The 21,706-nt window shown below is 44.8% G+C and carries 21 protein-coding genes; 14 read left to right on the top strand and 7 right to left on the bottom strand.

Annotation, left to right across the window (positions count from 1 at the left end):
* Positions 1–619 precede the first annotated feature (619 nt).
* From ACYQ2O_RS04990 to ACYQ2O_RS04980, 3 genes are read left to right on the top strand one after another with little or no spacing between them, the layout of a single operon-like run.
* Positions 620–1,531: an alpha/beta hydrolase gene (locus tag ACYQ2O_RS04990; protein ID WP_459768688.1), complete on the top strand. Its 912-nt coding sequence runs from the start codon at positions 620–622 to the stop codon at positions 1,529–1,531.
* A gap of 15 nt (positions 1,532–1,546) precedes the next feature.
* Positions 1,547–2,896, top strand: a complete 1,350-nt coding sequence (locus ACYQ2O_RS04985; protein WP_459796108.1) for an alcohol acetyltransferase — start codon at positions 1,547–1,549, stop codon at positions 2,894–2,896.
* Positions 2,896–3,561, top strand: coding sequence for a DUF6320 domain-containing protein (locus tag ACYQ2O_RS04980; RefSeq protein ID WP_459796106.1), 666 nt, complete (start codon positions 2,896–2,898; stop codon positions 3,559–3,561). Before ACYQ2O_RS04985 ends, ACYQ2O_RS04980 begins: the two co-directional genes overlap by 1 nt.
* A gap of 31 nt (positions 3,562–3,592) precedes the next feature.
* On the opposite strand, the gene ACYQ2O_RS04975 is transcribed toward ACYQ2O_RS04980, so the two are convergent.
* Complete coding sequence (locus ACYQ2O_RS04975; RefSeq protein WP_459796105.1) at positions 3,593–5,482, bottom strand: diguanylate cyclase domain-containing protein; 1,890 nt, start codon at positions 5,480–5,482, stop codon at positions 3,593–3,595.
* A 477-nt stretch (positions 5,483–5,959) separates the two neighbouring features.
* Here ACYQ2O_RS04975 and ACYQ2O_RS04970 point away from each other — a divergent pair, with 477 nt between their 5' ends.
* Positions 5,960–6,955: an ion channel gene (locus ACYQ2O_RS04970; protein ID WP_459796104.1), complete on the top strand. Its 996-nt coding sequence runs from the start codon at positions 5,960–5,962 to the stop codon at positions 6,953–6,955.
* A 175-nt stretch (positions 6,956–7,130) separates the two neighbouring features.
* Here the strand turns inward: ACYQ2O_RS04970 and ACYQ2O_RS04965 are convergent, their stop codons facing one another.
* Positions 7,131–8,093, bottom strand: a complete 963-nt coding sequence (locus ACYQ2O_RS04965) for an alpha/beta hydrolase (RefSeq protein ID WP_346024538.1) — start codon at positions 8,091–8,093, stop codon at positions 7,131–7,133.
* A gap of 156 nt (positions 8,094–8,249) precedes the next feature.
* Here ACYQ2O_RS04965 and ACYQ2O_RS04960 point away from each other — a divergent pair, with 156 nt between their 5' ends.
* The 6 genes from ACYQ2O_RS04960 (at position 8,250) to ACYQ2O_RS04935 (ending at position 12,677) form a co-directional block, all read left to right on the top strand.
* On the top strand, positions 8,250–8,567 hold the full coding sequence (locus ACYQ2O_RS04960) for a rhodanese-like domain-containing protein (protein ID WP_459796103.1): 318 nt from the start codon (positions 8,250–8,252) through the stop codon (positions 8,565–8,567).
* Positions 8,568–10,223: an FAD-dependent oxidoreductase gene (locus ACYQ2O_RS04955; RefSeq protein WP_459796102.1), complete on the top strand. Its 1,656-nt coding sequence runs from the start codon at positions 8,568–8,570 to the stop codon at positions 10,221–10,223.
* A complete protein-coding gene (locus ACYQ2O_RS04950) occupies positions 10,216–10,392 on the top strand; it encodes a rhodanese-like domain-containing protein (protein ID WP_459796101.1) in 177 nt (58 codons plus the stop codon). Before ACYQ2O_RS04955 ends, ACYQ2O_RS04950 begins: the two co-directional genes overlap by 8 nt.
* 464 nt (positions 10,393–10,856) lie before the next feature.
* Positions 10,857–11,114, top strand: a complete 258-nt coding sequence (locus ACYQ2O_RS04945; protein ID WP_346024534.1) for a metal-sensitive transcriptional regulator — start codon at positions 10,857–10,859, stop codon at positions 11,112–11,114.
* A gap of 133 nt (positions 11,115–11,247) precedes the next feature.
* Positions 11,248–11,916: a PepSY domain-containing protein gene (locus ACYQ2O_RS04940; RefSeq protein WP_346024533.1), complete on the top strand. Its 669-nt coding sequence runs from the start codon at positions 11,248–11,250 to the stop codon at positions 11,914–11,916.
* Positions 11,917–12,035: 119 nt separating this feature from the next.
* Positions 12,036–12,677: an HD domain-containing protein gene (locus tag ACYQ2O_RS04935; RefSeq protein ID WP_346024532.1), complete on the top strand. Its 642-nt coding sequence runs from the start codon at positions 12,036–12,038 to the stop codon at positions 12,675–12,677.
* 144 nt (positions 12,678–12,821) lie between these two features.
* On the opposite strand, the gene ACYQ2O_RS04930 is transcribed toward ACYQ2O_RS04935, so the two are convergent.
* Both ACYQ2O_RS04930 and ACYQ2O_RS04925 read right to left on the bottom strand, forming a co-directional pair.
* Positions 12,822–14,195 carry a M20/M25/M40 family metallo-hydrolase gene (locus ACYQ2O_RS04930; RefSeq protein WP_346024531.1) on the bottom strand — a complete coding sequence of 458 codons (1,374 nt, stop codon included), beginning with the start codon at positions 14,193–14,195 and terminating at the stop codon, positions 12,822–12,824.
* A gap of 130 nt (positions 14,196–14,325) precedes the next feature.
* Complete coding sequence (locus ACYQ2O_RS04925) at positions 14,326–15,210, bottom strand: CPBP family intramembrane glutamic endopeptidase (RefSeq protein ID WP_346024530.1); 885 nt, start codon at positions 15,208–15,210, stop codon at positions 14,326–14,328.
* A 127-nt stretch (positions 15,211–15,337) separates the two neighbouring features.
* On the opposite strand from ACYQ2O_RS04925, the gene ACYQ2O_RS04920 reads away from it, so the two are divergent.
* The 4 genes from ACYQ2O_RS04920 (at position 15,338) to ACYQ2O_RS04905 (ending at position 19,412) form a co-directional block, all read left to right on the top strand.
* Positions 15,338–16,126: an ABC transporter ATP-binding protein gene (locus ACYQ2O_RS04920; RefSeq protein ID WP_346024529.1), complete on the top strand. Its 789-nt coding sequence runs from the start codon at positions 15,338–15,340 to the stop codon at positions 16,124–16,126.
* Positions 16,116–17,795: a hypothetical protein gene (locus ACYQ2O_RS04915; RefSeq protein ID WP_346024528.1), complete on the top strand. Its 1,680-nt coding sequence runs from the start codon at positions 16,116–16,118 to the stop codon at positions 17,793–17,795. Before ACYQ2O_RS04920 ends, ACYQ2O_RS04915 begins: the two co-directional genes overlap by 11 nt.
* A gap of 90 nt (positions 17,796–17,885) precedes the next feature.
* Positions 17,886–18,899 (top strand): tryptophan--tRNA ligase, encoded by a 1,014-nt coding sequence (gene trpS / locus ACYQ2O_RS04910; protein WP_346024527.1) that lies wholly within the window; start codon positions 17,886–17,888, stop codon positions 18,897–18,899.
* Positions 18,900–18,959: 60 nt separating this feature from the next.
* On the top strand, positions 18,960–19,412 hold the full coding sequence (locus ACYQ2O_RS04905; protein WP_346024526.1) for a GNAT family N-acetyltransferase: 453 nt from the start codon (positions 18,960–18,962) through the stop codon (positions 19,410–19,412).
* Between the two features lie 173 nt (positions 19,413–19,585).
* Here the strand turns inward: ACYQ2O_RS04905 and ACYQ2O_RS04900 are convergent, their stop codons facing one another.
* The 3 genes from ACYQ2O_RS04900 to ACYQ2O_RS04890 are packed head-to-tail and all read right to left on the bottom strand — an operon-like array spanning position 19,586 to position 21,381.
* Positions 19,586–20,422 (bottom strand): prephenate dehydrogenase, encoded by an 837-nt coding sequence (locus ACYQ2O_RS04900; RefSeq protein ID WP_346024525.1) that lies wholly within the window; start codon positions 20,420–20,422, stop codon positions 19,586–19,588.
* A complete protein-coding gene (gene aroQ, locus ACYQ2O_RS04895) occupies positions 20,423–20,869 on the bottom strand; it encodes a type II 3-dehydroquinate dehydratase (protein WP_346024524.1) in 447 nt (148 codons plus the stop codon).
* Positions 20,866–21,381 carry a shikimate kinase gene (locus tag ACYQ2O_RS04890; protein WP_346024523.1) on the bottom strand — a complete coding sequence of 172 codons (516 nt, stop codon included), beginning with the start codon at positions 21,379–21,381 and terminating at the stop codon, positions 20,866–20,868. Before ACYQ2O_RS04890 ends, aroQ begins: the two co-directional genes overlap by 4 nt.
* Between the last annotated feature and the right edge of the window lie 325 nt (positions 21,382–21,706).

The raw sequence follows: 21,706 nt of genomic DNA, 5'->3' as shown, positions 1-21,706 counted from the left end.
TCGGTCATGACGATGCCCTTAAAACAGCAGCTAGCCGAAAGGCTTACTGGCGAATTTCACGAACTGAAATCATACACCGAGCATTAACAAATAAAAAGTTCGTAGAATGGGGATTAAGAGATTTAATCCATTTGTACGAGCGATAGAGATATTTAAATTATTGAACCGCCGTGTACGGAACCGTACGCACGGTGGTGTGAGAGGACGGTAAATTAATTATTTACCTCCTACTCGATTATATTAGAGCGGTGGTGAGACGGGTCGAGGGGGGAATGGTTCACATATGGAGATATGGACCATTCGCTGCCGGATAAAATCGGTTAATAGATCATAAACGAAGATATGGTCCATTCGGCCTGAAATTTTTTGCGTGAATGTACCATATATGAATTTTATGACCCATTCGCAGACCAGAGCGCCACTAGATCAATCACAAGACTAGTGAGAGTCGCCAAATCATAGAAAGAGTCCGCACGGAATAGGGGGGGTACTCGCTATAACTCTTCTTAAAGCAGGGAAATTAAGGTAAAATAAGGATGTACTTATATCGACTCGGGTTATCAGGACCGGTTCGATATATGGTAAACTGTTAAAAAGTTCAGTTCCATGAGGAGAAAAAATGAATCCACTGTTTAAATTTATATTGAGGCTGGCCTCTTCACCAAAAATAGATATTCAAGAGGACTACCAGACCATCCGGCGCATGCAGAGATTGTTTTCTAAACAGCCTAAGCCGACCTACCGGATTATGGATGAGAGAATTTATGCGACAGCAGATGATCACGAAATACCTGTCAGGATTTTCTATCCTAAAGAAAAGAAGTACGATGAGCCGGTGATCTATTTTCATGGTGGGGGCTGGGTAATCGGAGATATCGAGACATACACACGTCCATGTGTGAATCTGGCGGACAGCATGGGGCGGATCATCTACTCAGTCGATTACAGGCTCGCACCGGAACACCCGTATCCGGCAGGTCTAGATGACTGTCTGAGAGTGGCTGAAGTGCTGATGACGAAGCTGGATGAGAACGAACCGGACTGGATCCTAATGGGAGACTCTGCAGGAGCCAACTTAGCAGCTGCCGTCTCACTGTTGTTGAGAGATAAAAAGAAGCGTCTGCCTTCAAGGCAAATCCTCATTTATCCAGTGACGTACTGGGATCACACCGAAGCATCGCCGTTCGAATCGATTCGGACCAATGGCTACGATTATGGCCTGACCATCAAGAAAATTCAGGAGTATATGGAACTATATGCACCTGACGAAGATATACGCAAGAGCCAGACGATTTCACCACTGATGGCTGAGGATCTGTCGAATCAGCCTGATACGCTGGTCATCACCGCAGAATTCGATCCGCTTAGGGACGAAGGGGAGGCATACGCCAGAGCTCTGGAAGAAGCAGGCAACACCGCTAAAATTCATCGGGTCAATAACAGTGTACACGGGTTCATCACTTATCCTAAATTCACTGAACCGGTCGAAGAGACCTTTGCAGCAATCGATTCATTTTTAAATCAATCATAAGGAGGAGGCAGAGGCATGGAAAAGAAAAATTGGGTCAGACTGGACAATGCCTCGAATATCTTTTTAGCTGCACGTACGGATGTGGATACTAAAGTCTTTCGTTTTACGGCACAAATGTCTGAAAAAGTTGATCCGGCCTCCCTTCAGAAAGCACTGATCAAAGTTTATGAAGGCTACCCGCTCTTTCAGAACGTCATGAGACGGGGGATTTTCTGGTACTATCTGGAACACACTGAAAAGATTCCGTATGTCCAGCCTGAAACCATGCCGCCCTGTACGGCCATTTATCATTATGACCGGAAAGAACTGCTGTTCAGGGTGATTTATAATGAAAACCGGATCCACATTGAAGTCTTTCATGCATTGACTGATGGAACGGGAGCGATGTGGTTCTTCGAAGATCTGATTACAGAATATACGCGCTTAAGACATCCGGAAGCCTTTGGAGAAAACTCTGAACGAACGCCTCGACAGAAACAGGATCTGGAAGACAGCTTCAACCGCTATTTCAGAAAGAAAAAGAAGAAGCGTGAGAACGTACCTACTCGGGAACCGTTTGAAGAAGCGTATAAGGAAGCGGACAACATCGAGAAAAGTCTTCAGCCGTATGAAGAACAGACTGACTATTCAAATGTACACAGAGTTAAAGGCACAATCACACCCGATCACCGCCCGCGTATTATTGAGATGACCACACAGGTCAAAGATGTACTGGCTCTGTCGAAGAAACACAAGGTATCACTGACCTTATATCTGACGGCTATATTTATGATATCCGTCTATGAATCGATTGAGGAGAAAAAAGAAGAGGACACCGTCACTGTTTCGATACCAGTCAATTTGAGACAATTCTATCCGTCTTTTTCAGTCAGAAATTTTTTCAGTACGACTTTGATGGCGTATACCTTTAAAAAGAATCAGCCATATAATATCGAAGACATCTGTCAGGAAATCGATAATCAGCTGAAGAAAGAAATCAAACCCGAAGCTATTGAGAAACGTCTTAAACGGTTCATCGGCTTTGAATTTCATCCGGCCATTCGTGTCGTGTTTAGGCCGATCAAGGACCTGGTGCTAAAATGGGTCAGCCTCTATACGAACCGGAAAATAACGGTAGCGATGTCCAACCTTGGGAAATTGTCACTCCCTGAAATGGTTGAACCATACGTGGAGAATATCAATTTTTACACGGCAGTCGTCAGACCTCAGTTCTGCGTAAACAGTTATAAGGATAAACTCAATATTCTGTTCACCAGTCCATTCATCGAAACGGATATTCAGAAACGATTTATCAGATACCTGTCCAGCGAAGGGCTTGATATCCAGCTGGATGTCAACAAGGTAACAAGAGAGGAGTTTGAGTGATGAAAAAGTGTCCTGAATGTCAGGTCGATGTGCTGGATAATTGGAATGCCTGTCCGTTATGCGACACACCATTGATTGAATCAGGAAAGAGAAGCCCGTCTACATCTTTCCCGGAAGTCGGTCTGAGGTTCCAGAGGAGAAAAGTCAAGCAGTCACTGACGCTAGTGTCATTACTGGTCATTTTGATTTACTTCATCAGTCAGTCGATCTGGCGCTTCCGCTTTTTCGGACTTGAGTTCGTGCTATTCGGACTGATGGTCACCTGGATGATGGTGCTGGTCCTGATCAGAAAGCGGCGGAACATCGTAAAAGGAATCGTCTACATTCTCTTTCTCTTCTCTCTATTAAGCGTGCACTTTGACTATATCCTCGGCTGGCTCGGCTGGTCACTGACCTTCGTGATACCGATTCTGTGTATCTCTGCCCTGCTGGCGATGTTTGTGGTGATACAAGTCGTCAGGCTACAGGCAGGCGACTATATTCTGTACCTTCAGCTGGCAGCCTTAGTAGGCTTCATCCCTTTCCTTTTCATACAAATGGATTGGGTCGTCATCGATCTGCCCAGCTGGCTGTCTGTTCTGTTCAGCTTCATCATGTTCTGGTCTGTTCTGCTTCGCCACGGCAAAGACATCAGGAATGAACTGAGCAAGCGAATGCACGTATAAAATGAAAACTAAAAAAAGATCCCGACGCTAGTCAAGCGTGCGGGATCTTTCGTTTAGCAGCTAACATTGCTTTGGAATGGCGTTTATTCTTATACATGGCTGCGTCGGCCTTATTCAGCAGGTCCTGTACGCATTCACCATCTTTAGGGTAGTAGGCAAAGCCGACACTCTGCGTGCAGACGATTTCTTCTCCATCAATGAGGTAAGGTTTGTTCAGCTTGTTCAGGAGCTGACTGGCCCATCTCATGGCGTCATCATAGCTATCGAGATCATCAATCAGTACAGTGAACTCATCCCCGCCTAGTCGTGCAGCACAGTCATCTTTCTTGACCATCGAAGCAATGCGTCTGGCTACCTGAGCCAGCAGCTTATCTCCAAATGCATGACCATAGTCATCATTGACGTCTTTGAAATTATTCAGATCCATAAAGAGAAGCACAAACTTCTTATCGTGCATCTTAGCATCCTCTATAGATTTCTGAAGAACTTCTTCGAAACGGATGCGATTGGCCAGGTGAGTCAGATGGTCATGGAAGGCCATATACTTGATCTGCTCCTGATTGATCTTGTTCTCCGTAATGTCTCGCGCAATGGCGTAGACGCCAATAACTTCTCCATCTACCTTGATCGGCACATGGGTCACACCAAGGTAATAAAATTCGTTGTCTGTATTGCTGAGAGGGAGTTCATAATTTTTGAAGATGCCTTTTTTAGCGTTATTAAAATGTCCTTTGACCGTTTCCTGATAATCGGCATGTATAGTGTCAATCAGTGAGTGTCCGATAAGTTCTTCCCTTGTTTTGCCGAGAATTTCAGCCCCTTTTTCATTGACACTCAGGACTGTACCGTCAAGTGTGAATGAAAAGGCTGCGTCAGGATGATGCTCGAACAATGACCGGTAACGTTCCTGACTGGATTGAAGCTCATCAGTGTTCTTTAAATATTTTTGAAGTAGGCGTCTATTCTCTGACAGAAGGAGAAACTGCCGGGCTATGACAAGCATAATGGACAACCCTACACCGATAGTAATGGCATTAGCCCCGGTGGTTGTAAATATCATAAACAGATACAGCGAAGTCAGTCCGAAGAAAGGAAAGAGGATAGCGAACAGCATAGGTTTCGTTCGAATGACAGCTTTCTTCCTCAGCTGGATCGATGACTGATTTTTCTGAAGCAGTCCGGTAAAGCCGACAAGCAGGACGCCTAAGATAAAGAGTGGATCAGTCCAGGATCCGGAGTCGTAAGTTTCAGTGGTGACTAGATAGACGAAAGCAGTATCTGCGACAATATAAGTAAATAGACCGGCACCGAAAAATAGAATCAAGTCATTCGAAAAGAGTTGTTTACTTGAGAAAATCACCATAAGCAGGCAGAAAGCCAGCGCCAGATCACCGATTGGATAGGCAAGCGATACAACTACGGCTAGAAGAGAAACATCTCCTGCTAAAATGATCGGGTTTAATAAAAAATACCAGCTGAGGGTGGCGTAAATAATCATAATGAAAAGAAAATCGAAAATGTAGCGGGTCAGAACAAGTTTTGTCTTTTCCTTGTATAGTTTGAATCCGAAGGCACTAAGGTAGAACAGCGCATTAAGTATATAAAAGAGATCAGGGGTTCCTGGGTAAGGGACTTCGATTCTCAGGACACTCTCGTAAAGTATCCAGGAACATTCAGCCAGGAAATAACTGAATGTTCCTAAAGTGATCAGGAACCAGAATGGCTTGTCTGGCTTCTCGGCAGTTTTATAGGCCTGAAAAAGCCAGATGGATGGGACTGCTGATCCAATCAGAGACAGGGTATTCCCACCCCAGGTAAGTAGGTAAGCATTGTCTTGAAAAAGGAAAAGCCATAGATAGTAGAACAGCGTAAATGCAAATATAAAAATTAATCCGTAAACATTCTTTTTCTGAATAGGCATGGTAGTTCTCCTTAAGTAATAAAGCACATGATCAGTTTATTAAGGCAACTGAATCAGCAAGGGACTGTGAAAATGTCTGGATATTTGATTAGATAATTATGAATATTCATCCTGTTTAAAAGTATTATACTATGTTTGCAAGGTAGAACATAGCAATAAGTGAATAAAAAAGAGAGTGATATAAAATATTCCATATAATCATACGAATTAAGTAGACTAAATTGAACAAAAACATAAAATTAAGTAACGTTAGTATGAATAAATATCACTTGCACATGTATAAAAAAGATTTTTTAATAATTTTTATGCAGTTAAATGGGTATTATCAATTATATTTTAAATTTACTCTTTTATTACCTAAAAATCGGCCTATCAATTTATATTTTTGTTATGTGAGGATGACTAGTGACTCTTATTCATTGTAAGTGACCGTTGAGCTCAATTATAATGGGAGAAAGACCGAGGAGAGGTGATGAAATGACTAGTATATTACTATATGTATCAGGTGTGGCTCTAATTCTGTTCACGATCACAGATATGATATGGACCACCCTGTGGGTAGACGGTGGAGCGGGACCCATGTCAAAGAGGATAGCTCGATCGACGTGGAAGATTACCAGGAGAATAAGTAAGAATGAGAAGGGCTTGTTTAATATCATCGGTCCGCTTATTCTCGTTCTGACCCTTCTCAGCTGGGTCCTGCTGCTTTGGATCGGTCTTACTCTGTTTTTTTCAGGAGATTCGGAGTCTATTGTCCAGACGACGTTTGAAGGGCCGGTCATGTGGTACGAACGTCTCTATTTCACAGGGTTTACATTATTTACTCTCGGGGTAGGGGACTACTCTCCGCAGCCCGGATTCTGGCAGGTCATAACAGCCTTGAATTCAGGAATAGGCATTCTTTTTCTGACCTTAGGTGCTTCTTATGTCATTTCAGTTGTCAGTGCAGTCGGCAAAAAACGTGCACTGGCCCAGACGGTTACTGGGCTGGGAATGGACAGCTCAGAAGTCATGCGGAAGGCCTGGAGTGGGGAAGGTTTTTACCAGCTTGATCTGTTTCTAATGAATGCATCTTCACAGATCACGGAACTGACCCAGCAGCATCAGGCCTACCCGCTCCTTCATTACTATCACAGTCAGAAGCCCCAGGAATCATCGGCGGTGGGCATCGCCATCCTGGATGATGTACTGACAGTGGTTCATCATGGTTTGGCTGATAAAGGAACGGTCAACATGATGCTGATCAGTGAAGCCAGATCCAGCGTCGAAACATACCTTGAATCGATGACCTCTGCCTTTATTGAGGAAGCAGAAAATGAACCCCCTTATCCAGACTGGACAGAATTAAAAGAATTGAAGCTGCCGTTAGTTGAAGAGAAGAAATTCTCTGAGAGCATTCAAAAGGTCAGTCATCGGAGACGAAAGTTTCTGGGAGCAGTCGAGGCGGACAATCATAAATGGCCCCAGCAATAGCCAATGCGAAATAAATAGACCCCCTTCGGCAAAAACTGAAGGGGGTCGTTCTGTATACAGGAGCATTTTGAAAAGTTATCAATTGAGTAGAATCGTTCGGTTTATAATGTGTTTATACAGCCCGCTCTTGCTGAGCTGACAGTCATCCGAGAATAGGCAGACGATTCAATAAGGGTCAGACTGCCAGTGGATAGTCGACGCTGTTCATATGTGTATTTAAAAAATGCTTGATACGGGTACGGTACATCTCTTTATCCGTCACATATGCATAACCATGCTTTGCACCAACAGCTATATACAGCTCTTTAGGGCTTTTCGCTGAGTGATAGAGTTCATAGGCCATATAGGTGGGCACAAAGTCATCTTCATCTCCATGTATGAATAACGTTGGAATAGAGGATTTTTTTACCTGTTCTTCAGGACTGGCTTCACCGAACCAGTAGCCGGCTTTGACTTTTGTGATGAGGCTGGTCATCGGAATGAACGGGTATTGAGGCAGTTTGTACAGGGTTTTCAGTTGATGAGCCATCTCTTTGGTCACCGAACTGTAACCGCAGTCTTCAATGACAGCTTTGACATTGACTGGCAGCTGCTCGCCGCTGACATTCATAACAGTCGCCGCCCCCATGCTTAATCCAAAAAGAACGATTTCAGTTTCTTCGCCAAATTCATCAATCAGTTTATCTATCCAGGTAATGTAATCCTTACGTTCATGCCAGCCAAATCCAATGTAATCTCCTTCGCTGTCCCCATGCCCTCTGGCATCAGGAAGAAGAAGGTTGAAACCTAAATCGAAATAAAGTTTAGCCCAAGGCGCCATGTCCTTGTTGCTTCCACTATATCCATGAGCGATAATAGCTATTCGTTTCGTAGGCTCCTGCTGGGGAATGAATAGTCCTGAAAGAGTCAGTTCATCCGTAGACCGGATCGTCAGAATCTTTTTATCTACTGTATTATACCATTCTTTTTCCTCTTTCCAGGGGTCATCAGCCTGGATCTCATCCATGCTGAACTCATCTACAAATTCTTTGTGGTTGATTCCTACAGCTTTTTTATAAAAAAAGGCACTTGAATAAGCCAGAGCTGCAGCCGTCAGCCCCAAAGCTCCAAATAATCCCCACTTCAAAGATTTCTTCATTTTATTCCATCCTTCCTTTAAGTACTCTTACTTTATATTGTACATCATAGTCAAAAAAATTGCAGACAGTTTATGTTAAGGGGGTTGACAGTGCTCAAACTAAGATGATAATATACCCCATAGGGTATAAAAAGAAACAAATAAGGAGGAACACGAGTGTTTGGATTATTCAACCGGTCAGCCGCTATAAGTGCTGATCAGCTAAAAGCAGAAAGAAACAATCAGACCAAGATTATAGATGTGCGAATGCCTGGAGAATACCGTGCAGGGCATATACCTGGAGCAAAAAATGTTCCACTGAACAGAATTGAAGGATACACGGGGGATAAGGATGAAAAGGTCTACGTCATCTGCCAGTCTGGAATGAGAAGCAAGCGAGCGGCATCCATTCTAAAAAAGAAGGGCTATGATGTCGTGAATATCCGCGGGGGCATGATCCAATGGAATGGACCTGTCAGAGGAGGAAAACAGTAAATGGAAAAAATTATTATAGTAGGCGGGGTAGCTGGAGGAATGTCTGCCGCTACACGTCTACGCCGGTTGAAAGAAGAAGCTGAAATCATTATTTTTGAAAAGGGGCCGTATGTATCTTTTGCCAACTGCGGCCTGCCGTATTATGTCTCTGGTGAAATATCAGAAAGAGACAAGCTCCTGGTTCAGACTCCTGAGGCTCTCTATGACCGGTTCCGTCTGGATGTCAGGCCGGAGCATGAAGTCCTGTCGATCAATCCTGAAGAGAAGACTGTAACGGCAGTCCATCATGGAAAACAGATAACTGAATCATATGACAAGCTGATCCTGTCACCTGGAGCGAAAGCATTTATCCCACCCGTTGATGGGTTGGATGAAGCTGAGAATGTCTATACGTTGAGAAATGTGCCAGATCTGGATAAAATCATGAACCGGATCGATCAGGTCGATCCAAAAGAAGCGGTCGTTGTAGGCGCCGGTTTTATTGGCATTGAAATGGCAGAAAACCTGAAACACAGGGGCATCGACGTGACGATCATTGAGAAAGCTCCGCATGTCCTGCCGCCACTGGACGAAGAAATGGCAGTCTTCGTGCAGAATGAATTGAAAGAAAAAGGTGTCAAGGTGATTACTTCTCAGTCTGCGGTGGCGTTTAAAGAAAAAGGCCGGTTCATCGTACTGGAAGATGGAACAGAATTTAAAACAGATCTGACTATTATGTCAGTGGGGGTCAAGCCGGAAAGCAGTCTGGCTGAACAAGCAGGAATAAAGCTGGGCCTTCGTGGAGGAATCCTGGTTGATAACACCTATCAGACCAGCGTAGAAGATATCTACGCAGTCGGAGACGCAATCGTTGTTAAGAATCAGATCAGCCAGGAAGATGCACTGATTTCCCTTGCTTCTCCTGCAAACCGACAGGGACGTCAGGTTGCGGACAATATAGCTGGAATCAGTCGTGCGAACAAAGGAAGCATTGGAACAGCGATCGTGCGTGCCTTCGATATGACTGCCGCTTCGACCGGCCTGAACGAACGACAGCTCAGACAAGCAGGCAAAGACGTTGCCTCCGTGCATACATTGAGCAAAGACCATGCCGGTTATTATCCAGGAGCGACCGATATCACATTAAAAGTTATTTTTGATTCAGTCAGTGGTACACTGTATGGGGCTCAGGCAGTCGGCGTTAAAGGTGTAGACAAACGTATCGATGTTATTGCGACAGCCATCAAAGGAGGGCTCACTGTTTTTGATCTGCCGGAGCTTGAATTTACGTATGCCCCACCGTTCGGTTCGGCAAAAGACCCAGTAAACATGGCCGGATACGCCGCATTGAATATTATTGAAGGGTTAAGTGACTCGATTCAATGGCATGAGCTGAACCGTGAACTAAAAAAAGGTGCCATTCTTCTGGATGTCCGAACTGAATCAGAGCTGGAATCGGGCCGATTCCCGAATGCCCTCAACATTCCTTTGAATGACCTTCGTGACCGGATGGATGAGCTGGACAAAGAGCAGGAGTATATCATCAGCTGTAGAAGCGGACAGAGAAGCTATATTGGTGAAAGATTATTGAAACAGTCAGGATTTAAAGTAAAAAACCTGGATGGTGCATATGCACTTTATCAGGCAGTCAGACCGGAGAAATTGGAATATGTATAGATCAGTCAGCATGGATGAGTTTGGACAGAAACAGAAACGTGAAAATCTAAATATAATTGATGTGAGAGAAGTGGATGAATTCGCTGCCGGACACATTCCGGGAGCAGTCAGCATGCCTTTAAGCGGACTTGCACAAGAATTTAAAACCCGTGAACTACCCACCACTTAAATCCTCCGGATTTTGAAGTGGGGGCTTCCTACGAACTCCATTCTTGTCTGCACAGGTTTCATGCAGACAGAGGAATCGGATATGGGTAGGCTCAAAAGGCAGTCCCTGCCTCATAGGTTTTCTTTTACTTGGCTAACGCCAAGGAATACTCAGTAGGCTTGGTTGTCGCCTATATAGACTTGGTTATCGTCTATATATAAAGTATACCAAATGAGAATGACATTAACCACTTCAAGCTATCGCTTGACCGAAATTCATCTCCCACTTTCACTGGTGCTTCGCACCCATACGCTTAGAAGTGGGAGACTTCTTTCGGAATTACGTTAAAAAAGATAAGGAGTATCATGTCATCTGTCTATCAGGCGGACGTTCATCAATGGTGTGTGACTTTTTGGGAAATCAGGGGTATGATGTAGTAAACGTAATGGGCGGCATGTCTGCCTGGAGAGGAGACATCGAGTAATATGAAATGCGATAAAAGTATTTATAATCGGCTGAAACGGACAGAGGGACAGTTGAGAGGCGTGCAGAAAATGCTCGAAGAAGGCAAAGAATGCAGTGATGTCGTTACACAATTGTCTGCAGTTCGCTCCAGTGTGGACCGGATCATGGGTGTGATTGTAGCTGAGAACCTGAAGCGATGCCTGGAAAATCCATCAGCCAACATAGAAGAACAGGAAGAAATGATTCAGAAAGCCATTCAGCTGGTTGTGAAGAAATAACTTTTGCGCCATTCTACACTGAGTAGAGACCTGAAATGATCTTATTTTCACAAGCGTCATGTTTGCCTTTATTCTTTAAACCTGTTATCATTCATATGTATTAAGAAAGAATGATAGTAAGGAGAGGATTTTTATGTCAACGAGTAAAGCAATCAGATTAGGGGTGCTTTCATTATCAGCTTCTCTACTATTAGCTGCTTGTTATGATAACGATACGCAGGATACAACGCCTGTGGAAGATGATACGGAACAGACTGGTGACACGGATGCGGGAGATGATACTGCTGCAGATAATACGGGCGAAGACGATATTGATGATACCGCTGCGGACAATACATCCGATGATGAGACTGATGGTGCAGCTGACGATGCCAATGATTCTCAGGGGATCCAAGGAATGACGTTCTCTGTGAGTCTGGACGATGCGATCGATCAGTTCTATGAGACGTTCGGCAGTGAAGACATCAATATCAGTGAGATTCAGTTCAATTATGACGATGGACGCTACCTGTATGAATTCGAAGGCTGGGACGGCCAGTACGAATACGAACTGGATATCGACTCAGAGACAGGCGAAATTGTTCAGCAGGAACAGGACGATGACGATGATTCAGGAGACATATTAGATTTGGAAGGCATCATTTCACCAGAGGAAGCGATGGAAGCTGCACTTGATGCTTCAGGTTCCGGTTATGTAGAAGAATGGGGTCTCGAAGTAGAAGACGGCCGTACGATTTATGATATCGACGTCGAAGGCGGCAGCGACCAGCAAGTCGATGCTCAGACCGGAGATGTCCTTTAATTCAAATAGCACAACGATCAAGCACCTTTCGACTACGAGTTGAAAGGTGCTTTTTTAGAACGCATGTTCAAATCTCCTCAAGTGTGTTAAAGTTAAGAAAAGAGCAGAGGAGTTCTCATATGAACAAGCAGACGATTGTAGCAGACACAATAGATATGGTAAAAGAGAAACTGAACAATGAAGGGTCCGGACATGATTGGTATCATATTGAGCGAGTCTGGAAGATGGCTTCCAAGCTGGCAACAAAAGAACAGGCCAACAGTTATATAGTGGAGCTGGCTGCTCTGCTGCATGATCTGATTGATGACAAGCTGGTCAGCAGCAAAGACGAGGCTGTTCAAGAAGTTGAATACTGGCTTGAGGGGGCGGGTGTATCCTCATCAGACGCAGAACGGATCATGGACATCATCCAGACTATTTCCTTCAAGGGTGGAAATGGTCGGAAACTGACGACTCTTGAGGCTCAGATCGTTCAGGATGCAGATAGACTGGATGCAATTGGGGCAATCGGAATTGCCCGCTGCTTTACGTATGCAGGAAGCAAGGGAGACGTCATCTTCAATCCGGAACTGTCTGTACGCGAGAGCATGACTGAAAAAGAATACAGGGAAGGGCCATCGAGTGCGGTTCATCATTTCTACGAGAAGCTGCTTAAGCTTAAGGATCTGATGAACACCGAGACGGCAAAGCAGATCGCCGAAGAGCGGCACGCCTTTATGGAAGACTTCCTGATCCAGTTCTTTAACGAATGGGAAGGGTAAAATTCAAAAACTAGTCAGAAAAAAACAGCTGCCTGTGCAGACTCCAGAAAGTTAGATTTTTCAGGTCTAACTTTATTTGGTCACTATAGCAGGCAGCTGGTTTTATTATGCAGATTTTTAGAATGTCCCAACTTTTGTGACGAGTCAGTCTGTCAGCCCTAAGTGAAGGATGGTGCTGCAGCTGGCCTGAATGCCCCAGTAAAATTCTTTCAGTCCCAGGTTTTCATTGGGTGCATGATTATCTTCATCGACATTGGCATAAGGAACCGTGACAGACGGAATGCCCAAAATATCAGTGAAGACATACATAGGACCGGTGCCCCCAAGAGCTGGAAGGACAACTGGCGGGGTATCATAAGCCACCTCGACTGACTCGATCACTTTCTGTACGAGTGGATGAGACAGAGGCGTTTTGGAAGGCTTGACTGCACTCAGATTTTCTACTGACAAGCGGCAGCGGGAATCAAAGGCTGCCACATGCTTTTCAATAGCTTCATAGATGGCTTGGGGGTCCTGATTAGGTGCCAGGCGCATATCCAGTTTGACTTTAGCTTTTCCAGGAATGATCGTCTTTGTTCCTTCTCCTGTATACCCCGTTTCAAATCCTGCAATGGTAAACGTCGGTTTGAAGCATAAGTTTGTGTAGTATTCTTCTCCAGTCATATCGAGGCTGTCCAGACCGATGACTTTCGCTGTTTTTTCTGGATAGAAGGCCAAGCTCTTCAGATGTTCTGCTTCTTCTGGGGTTGGAGTCAGTACACCGTCATAAAATCCGTCTATCAGAACGTCTCCTTCTTCAGTGACCATGGACCGGACCAGATTTAATAGAGCCATGCCGGGATCAGGGGCAATGTTTCCCTTATTACCTGAATGGTTATCTCTATTGGCACCCTGAGCTTTCACTTCAACATAGAGCAGTCCGCGGTTACCCAGAGTCACTGAGGGCTGCCCGTCTCCTTCCATTGGCCCGTCTGCAGTATAGGCAATATCTGCTTTGAGCAGGTCCTTATGTTTTTCCGCAAAGGAAGCAAGATTGACGCTGCCTTTTTCTTCTTCTCCCTCGAAAAGAAATTTGACGTTGACCGGGAGCGAGCCATGTTCTTTAAGTAAAGTACCCACGGCTAGGATATGGGCGATCAGCTGACCTTTGTTGTCGCCTGTACCTCGGCCGTAAATTCTTCCGTTCCTAATTGTTGGCTCGAACGGATCGGACTCCCACAACTCAAGTGGCTCAGGAGGCTGGACATCATAGTGCCCGTAAAAGAGAATGGTGGTCGTATTCTCAGGATCGAGCAGTTCCCCGTAAACCACAGGGTGTCCACCGGTATCCATGAGCTGAGCTTTAATGCCATTCTCTGTCATCATATTGAGCAGAAGATCGGCACATTCTTTTACGCCTAAGTTAAGTGTGCTGATACTTGGCTGTCTTAGAAGAGTGAAAAGGGTGTCCAGGTGGTTATCTTTATTCTTATTGAGTGATGGTCTGATGTCTTGATAAACGGTTTTCCAGTCGGTCATGTATGAAGCGCTCCCTGTATTAGAATTTTACTAGAAAGATTGCTATATTTTAATAGTATACACCTTTTATTCATTTTAGGAAGGCTAAAATAAAAAGTTCCTTCCCGGAAGACGGAAAGGAATGGATCATCTATTCAATGGAATAAATGTTCTGAGCGTAAGGGCTGTCTGAATTTCTAAGAGATTTCCATTCTCTGCGAAGTAGCCATATGAGGAAAATAAGAGAAAGAATAAATAATGCAGAGTAGACGACATACTCAGTCGGCAGACCATCTCTCAACATTAAAAATTCAGCCTGAGCATCCGCAATTGAAACGGATGGAGCCAGAAATAGGGGGAGGATTACCAGCAGATTGTATAAAGCGTGAGCGATAATTGGATAGATAAGATTGTTGTATTTCACATAAGTAACTCCACAGACCAGACCAACGAGAAGTTGAGGAATGAACAGCGACTGCAGGTGAATAGCCATGAAGACGACTGAACTGAAAATAATCCCTTTGTTCACCCCGTATTTGTCGACCCATTTATTCAGCAGATACCCTCTGAATACAATTTCCTCTACAACTGGTGCGAATATGACGGCAACAATGAAGAGATAGAACACCGGAAGATCTTCTGAGCCAGTCAGTTCAAGAACATAAGGCACGATGCGGTCAAACAGTGTGGGAATAAATGTCAGAACAGAAACAAAGAAGTAGACAAATAAAGAAGCCACGACCGCTGTCAGAATGGTCCAGCCAGCCACTCGAATCATTGGAGAAACAGTCTTTTCATAGGGGGAAGACAGTGCTGCCACGGACAAGGACTGTTTTTTCATCTGACTTATCGTGATTTTATAAAGAAAGAAGTAAATCAGCCCATCCGTCAGCAGACCGATCATCGTGATGTGTTCGCCCATAAAGGCAACGAGCAGTACAGCGCCAAGAATGATTACACCAAGCGTGGCCAGAGCGATCCGCCAGATGATTGCCCATAAAGAAGCGCGTTCGAATGAAGTTTCATATGTATACATGTCATCAGCTCACTTTCAGTAAAATGAATAAGTAAACAGTAGCATATTTTAAAGATGATTGGTAATAGAAAGGAGTAAAGTTATTATTTTGTGCTAAACTATCACTAAATGACACATGGAGGCAGTTATGGAACCAATATTAGAAATCAGTCAGCTGACTAAATCTTTTGACGGAAAACCGGTACTGAAAGGCGTTGATTTTACAGTACATCCTGGAGAAATTATCGGATACATAGGGCCGAACGGAGCTGGAAAGAGTACTACGGTCAAAATTATTCTTGGGGTGCTGGAAAGAGACGGGGGAGAGATTCGACTCTTCGGGCAGCCAATAGACAGTCAGACGGTTACTTACAAATCACGCATCGGTTATGTGCCGGAGAATGCGGAACTTTACGAAACACTGACGGCTAAAGAATACCTGCTGTTCATCGGTGAACTTTACGGAATGAAAGAAGACATCATTCTGTCTAAATCAGAAGAGATGATGGATGCTTTAGGCATAAAAGAGTCACTGAATGGGCGTCTGGCTTCTTTTTCAAAAGGGATGCGTCAGAAAGTTCTGATTATTTCCAGCCTGCTTCATAATCCGGATATCCTCTTCTGGGACGAGCCGCTCAATGGGTTAGATGCGAATAGTGTACAGATCATAAAGGAATTATTATGGCAGCTGAAAAAAGAAGGCAAGACGATTTTTTATTCATCCCATGTGATGGATACCGTTGAAAAACTGAGTGACCGCATCATGATTCTGAATGACGGAGAAGTCGTTGCGGACGGCCCGTTTGAGGAGCTCAAAGAAGAGGCGGATGGCACTCTGGAGCAGCTTTTCAATACGTTGACAGGCTTTGACCAGCATGCGGCTCTCGCCGAACAGTTCCTCACTGCAATGAAGGGAGACGGTTCCAATGATGCGTGACATTCTTGGGCTGAAAAAAGGCGGGAAGACACCGGTCTATCTGCGGATTATAGATGTTCTCTCAGGAGTATATGAAAAGTTTGGGGTCGATTATCCTCAGATGCGCAACATTCTTTCTATGAAGATGACGATGGACGGCAGGCGAGAATCACCGATGCAGGCAGTCAGTTCAAACAGCCGGTCGGGTGAAGAAAAAAACCATTTTTTCTCCAGTTTGTGGGTCTACGCACTGATCAGTGTCTTTCTGCTATTCCTTTTTGCGTATGACAATTGGGTGTTTCAGTACACGACGTATTTCAGTTTTCTGTTCCTGATGACGTTTTCGACTCTTCTGGCTAATTTTTCAACTATTCTGCTGGATACAAAAGACTCAATACTCATCGGAACAAAGCCTGTAACCAGGAAGACGCTCGGAGCAGCTAAGGCTACACATGTAGGCATTTATCTTATTTCATTTACGATGGCCATCGGAGCGCCAGTGATTCTATTCACCTTCTACTTCAATGGCCTAATGGCCGGACTGCTGGTCCTTGTGCTTTCGCTGCTGGCTTCACTCTGGTGTCTGGGCATGACCCTTGTCGTTTACGCTACGATTCTTAAGCAGTTTGACGGCGAACGCTTGAAAAACATCATTGCCTACAGTCAGATCTCGCTATCAATCTTTATGGTAATCGGCTATTATTTAGTCGGCCAGATTTTTCAGATCATCGATCCGGAAACGCTGCTGGTTGAAATGAATCTGACCCTCGGCCACTCCGTTCTTTTCCCAATGTGGTTCGTGGCACCATTTGGACTGCTTCAGGAAGGCTGGACACTGACTTACGGCATATATACCGGCCTGCTTATAGTAGGATCCGTGTTACTTGTGATTTTATATAACTGGAGTACGGATAAAATTGAAAGCAATCTTCAAAAAATGAATGCTTCAAGTCTTAAAATAAACAAACGGTCGGTTCTGGAAAGAATCGCAGCTTCTGGATTATGCAAAGACCCTCTGGAGAAGGCCTACTTTCATTTCTCCTGGCAGCTGACAAAGACGGAGCGGGAATTCAAGACCCGTCTGTATCCGTCGATTGCCAGTGCGCTGGTCTTCCCGATCGTGTTCGTCTTCACGACACTGACTGGTGATCAGACTGGGGGACTGGAACAGAATCCCGTATCATTTCTGTATCTGCCCTATTTCACCTTACTGCTGATTCCAGTTCTGACAGTATCGATTCAGTTTTCAACTAATTACAAGGGAAGCTGGGTGTTCAATCTGACACCGCAGCAGTCTAGAGCCCCGTTCATGCGGGCAGCTCTCAAGGCGATGCTGGTAAAAATCCTGCTGCCGCTTTATCTGATAATTGCTGCAGTCGTCCTTGTGTTTTCTGGATGGGGCTATCTGCTTCAGATGATCAACGGCTTTTTGCTGATGAGTGTTGTCTTTTATCTGGAAGCACGCCGATCCGTCAAAAGTCTGCCTTTTTCAAGGAAGTATTCAGCGTCTGAAGCTAATCTGGGATGCATGGGCACGCTGATCTTTTTCGTGCCTGTCTTCATTCTTTCTCTAATAATGATCCTGAGCCAGCTCTTTATTCCTTTCGGTGAATGGATTATTCTAATTATCATGTCAGGCCTGACCATCTGGTGGATGACTCGAGGCTTCAAGGAGAAGAAGCAGGCCTGATCAGCAGGAGATGCATTTTACCTTTTTTTTACTGTGTAAGTAAGATACAATAAAATCAATTAGACTACGCTATCCAAGGAGATAATAATTATGAAACGTACTATATTAACTGGCGATCGTCCAACCGGGAAACTGCATTTAGGTCACTATGTCGGCTCGTTACAGAACCGAGTGTTGCTTCAAGAAGATGAACAGAATAATGTATTTGTCATGGTGGCGGATCAGCAGGCACTGACGGACAACGCTAAGAATCCCGAAAAGGTTCAGCAGAGCATTATGGAAGTGGCTCTGGACTACCTGGCTGTGGGACTGGATCCTGAGAAGACGACGATTTTCATTCAGTCTCAGATTTCTCAACTGCCGGAACTGACGCTTTATTATTTGAATCTGGTCACCGTAGCTCGACTGCATCGTAACCCTACCGTTAAGTCTGAAATTCAGGAAAAAGGCTTCAACGAAAGTATCCCTGCAGGGTTCTTCATGTATCCGGTGAGCCAGGCCGCAGACATTACGGCGTTCAAAGCGACTCACGTTCCTGTAGGAGAAGATCAGAAGCCTATGCTTGAGCAGACACGTGAAGTGGCACGCGACTTCAATCGGACTTATGGAAAAGATGTTCTGGTTGAACCGGATATCATCCTGCCTCCAAAAGGTCAGGGCCGTCTGGTCGGAATTGATGGAAAAGGGAAGATGAGCAAGTCTTTGAATAACGGTATCTACCTGTCTGATAGTGCAGATACCATCCAGAAAAAAGTCATGAGCATGTATACCGATCCGAACCACATTCGTGTGGAGGATCCGGGTCAAGTCGAAGGTAACGTTGTCTTCACGTATCTGGATGTGTTTGATGACGATAAGGAAAAAGTACAGGAACTGAAAGACCAGTACCGCGCCGGAGGATTGGGTGATGTCAAAATCAAGCGTTACCTGAATGATGTGCTTCAGGCCAAGCTTCAACCGATTCGTGAACGCAGAGAAGCATTTGCTGAAGATAAAGGAGCCATTCTGGATATGCTGAAATCGGGAAGCCTGAAAGCCGAAGCTGTCGCAGCCCAGACTCTGGATGAAGTTAAGGATGCTATGGGCATCAACTATTTCAAGTAAAGACTTGAAAAGTGACCCACAGGCAGGTTAATTCAAATTTTACTGAAGAAGTGATGACCGATGATTGAACTGAAACCTGTAGACAAACATAATTATATGACCGTAGTGGATCTGAAAGTGCATCCGCACCAGGAAGACTTTGTGGCCCCCAATTATTTGTCCCTTCTGGAAGCGACCTACGAAGAGGATAAATACCCGTTTGCCATCTATCAGGACGGAACTGTAGTCGGATTTTTGATGTGCAGCTACTATCCAGCTGATGATGCCTATCCGATCGACTCCTGGTGGCTGGAACGATTTATGATCGACAGGGACTACCAGGGAAAAGGGATCGGGAGAAAAGCGCTGGCTCTTTTTCTGAAAGAGTTCAAGCCTCACAGGCATGTGAGGGACCTGAGGATCGGTGCTGAACCGGACAACGACCTGGCGATTCGTCTTTATAAATCATTCGGCTTCAGGAAAGAAGGCATGGTGGAAGGCGAAAATGTCTATGTCGGTGAATGGAAAGTTTGAATAGGTAAATAAAGGATGCGTCTTCTTTTGAGACGCGTCCTTTTTGGTGTCAAGGAACAAAGCTCTGGCCATAATGACAAGCTTTTGGAAAGTGAAAAGACCCGCCGACTGGCGAGTCTTTAAATCATTAAAGGGCTGGTTCTGCAAAGTGGCGAATGATTCTCCGAGCTTGATCAGTACCAGTCTCTGCGCTGATCGCGTGCTCGAATCAGAAAGTCTTTCAGAGCTTCTTCATCATCTGCTTCTATAGCTTGTTTGAAGGTTTCCAGCTCGGCTTCAAATGACATAATCGACTGAATCAGTGCCTCTTTGTTATTCAGAAACAGTTCACTCCAGAGGCTGTCGTTGATATCGGCTATGCGGGTCAGTTCCTGAAAGCTGTTGCCGGCAAAGAGCAGTGTGTCGTCCGAGGCCTGGCTGCTGTTTACGACGGATACTGACAGGGCGTGCATCAGCTGGCTGACATAGGCAACCTGCTCGTCATGTTTCTCAGGTGTCACCCGAGTCAGCGTGGAAAATCCGGCATCCCGGTACAGCTGTTCTATACGGGTGAGGTTCTCTTCCTTGTTTTGAGGAAGGGGGGTGATCAAAGCATTCGCTCCTTTAAATTTATCTGCGGATGCACCGGCTATTCCTTTTTTCTCACTTCCACGCATCGGATGAGCAAAAATAAAGTCAACGTGATCTGGAAGGACGCGGGACGTTTCTTTAATAATAGAGGTTTTCACGCCGGTCACATCAGTGAGTACGACTCCCTGCTTGAAATAGGAACGGTACTGCTCTACAAAAGGTGCGATCTGGCTGGGGTAAAGGGTCAGCATGATCACGTCTGCTTCTTTCAAGCCTTCTTCCGGAACAGTCATGCCTTCGTGAATGATCTGTTCTTTCAGTGCATAGTCAATGGTCTGTTCATCGATGTCGATACCGATGATACGGTGATTCCCCTTGTTCATCAGGCTCATCGCAAAGGATCCTCCGATGGCACCAAGGCCTACAATTGCTAAATTCATCTAGGTGTTCTCCTTTGCCAAATGAAGTTCCAGAGCTTGTACGCCTAACAGATAGCTCGCTGGTCCGAAGCCTGACACCTGGCCGATGCAGGCGGGAGCGATCACAGAATCTTTCCGGAATGCTTCTCTGGAATGAATGGCACTCAGATGGACTTCGACTGTCGGAATAGACACGGATTTCAAGGCATCGTGAATGGCATAACTGTAATGAGTATAGGCAGCCGGATTGATGACGATGCCGTCAACCTGCTCATTCAATGCATCCTGTATTTTATCGACCAGTGCCCCTTCGGAGTTACTCTGGAAAAATTCATAGATATGTCCGTGATCAGTCAGATAAGTCTGAATCTGACGGTTGATCGATTCCATTGTTTCGTGACCGTAAATATCCGGCTCTCTTGTTCCTAAAAGATTAATATTGGGTCCGTTGATAATCCATATGTTCATGAGTGGTCTCCTTTAGTGTCAAGTTTAGTCAACTGATTCAGCACGTCATTCACCGTTTCTGAAAGGGACTGATCGTTGCGGACAGTTACATCTGCAAGAGCCTCGTAGACCGGTTGACGTTCTTCAAAAAGCGTATATAAGGCTTCCTTGCCATTTTTCAAAAGTGGTCTGTGTGCAGTTTCAATGTCTTTTACAATTAGATTTACCGGACGATCGATCCATACGATTACGCCCGCTTGTTTGAGCCACTTTTGGTTTTCTTGTTTCAGGACAGCACCTCCGCCAGTCGAGATCACTGTATCAGTGGCATCGGCCAGCTTGATGCAGGCGTCAGTTTCTAGAGATCGGAAAACCGCTTCGCCCTGTTCGAATAATTCCGGGATTGACTGCCCCACCTGTTTTTCTATAAAGTCGTCCATGTCTATAAAAGACAGCTTGAGGCGGCTGGCCAGCTCTTTCCCGATTGTCGTTTTCCCGCTGCCAGTCATGCCGATGAGGACAATGTTTGTCATATTATTACCCTTCTTTCCACTGGAGTAATTACCAATTTTTTTGTTTTTTCGTGTTGTTTTAATGCAACTATCGTTGCTCTATCAATTAAAATACAAAAAGGCACCTCTTCCCCCCTTAATCTGATAAAATGAAGTTCACTAAAAACAAACATTCATCACTTAAGGAGTGAAAAGAGATGCCTAATCTACTTCAGATTATCATGTATTTAGTTAATAAAATCAAGTGGCAAAACAGTTTGATTCAACTTTTAAACGATTATATTACTTGGCTTGAAGATGCGGGTGATCGACCACCTAAAGGGACCGATATCACAAAGCTTGATTA

The organism is Alkalibacterium sp. m-11, assembly GCF_054658155.1.
The sequence above is the reverse complement of the archived record's forward strand: the minus strand, read 5'-3'. Positions and strand labels throughout refer to the sequence as shown.